Source organism: Neisseria sp. P0021.S007, assembly GCF_051956855.1.
This window is the reverse complement of record NZ_JBQCXA010000327.1, coordinates 1-816: the sequence shown is the minus strand read 5'-3', so window position 1 is coordinate 816 and position 816 is coordinate 1. Positions and strand designations below refer to the sequence as shown.

The following is an 816-nucleotide window of genomic DNA, read 5'->3' as shown; positions in this document are numbered from 1 at the left end:
TTGAAGAACTCATCCCACTTTTGGAAGAAACCGAACAGCGCACCCTCAAACTTGTTGATACCAAGTACGCCAAAGCCATGTCCGATTGGCTGAAAAACGACCTCCTGATCCGCCGCAACTTGGCATGGTTGCCTGAAATCCGCAAGCAATCGGCCAAACAAAGCACCCTCTTTGCTGTCGGCATTGCCCATTTACCCAGCGAAAAAGGCCTAATCGAACTATTGCGTCAAGAAGGCTATCAAGTAACCCCCGAACCCAAAGTCCTGATTTGGCAATAAACCCCCAATCCAACAACAAGACCGTCTGAAAGTCTTTCTTTCAGACGGCCTTTATTTAATCTCTATTAAATGAAGCAGTAAGCAGCGTTGAGCGCCAAACTCAATCGCCCAATGCCGCTACCATCACCGCTTTAATCGTGTGCATCCGGTTTTCTGCCTGATCAAACACGATGCTGGCTTCGCTTTCAAAGACTTCTTCCGTTACTTCCACGCCATTCAGGCCGAATGTCTCATAAATCCATTCGCCGACTTTGGTTTCGCGATTATGGAAAGCAGGCAGGCAATGCATAAACTTGACTTGCGGATTTTCAGCCGCGGCCATTAATTCGGGCGTAACGCGGTAATCTTTCAGCAAATCGATACGTTCCTGCCAAGCCTCTTTAGGCTCGCCCATGCTGACCCACACATCGGTATGGATAAAATCCACGCCTTTCACGGCTTCTTTCACATTCTCCGTCAACAGAATCCGTCCACCGATCTCTTTAGCAACAGCCTGCACCGTCTAGGTAATGTTTTCAGACGGCCACAAACTTTTCGG

The 816-nt window shown here is 48.5% G+C and carries 1 protein-coding gene and 1 pseudogene; one reads left to right on the top strand and one right to left on the bottom strand.

Going from position 1 to position 816, the window contains the following annotated elements; genetic code table 11:
* Window positions 1-278, top strand: a 278-nt coding sequence (locus tag ACTHUR_RS13135) for a TraB/GumN family protein (protein ID WP_440398953.1), incomplete at its 5' end; no start/stop codon positions are given.
* 100 nt (window positions 279-378) lie between these two features.
* On the opposite strand, the pseudogene ACTHUR_RS13130 reads toward ACTHUR_RS13135, so the two are convergent.
* Window positions 379-816, bottom strand: a pseudogene (locus ACTHUR_RS13130) (ornithine carbamoyltransferase); the annotation flags it as partial.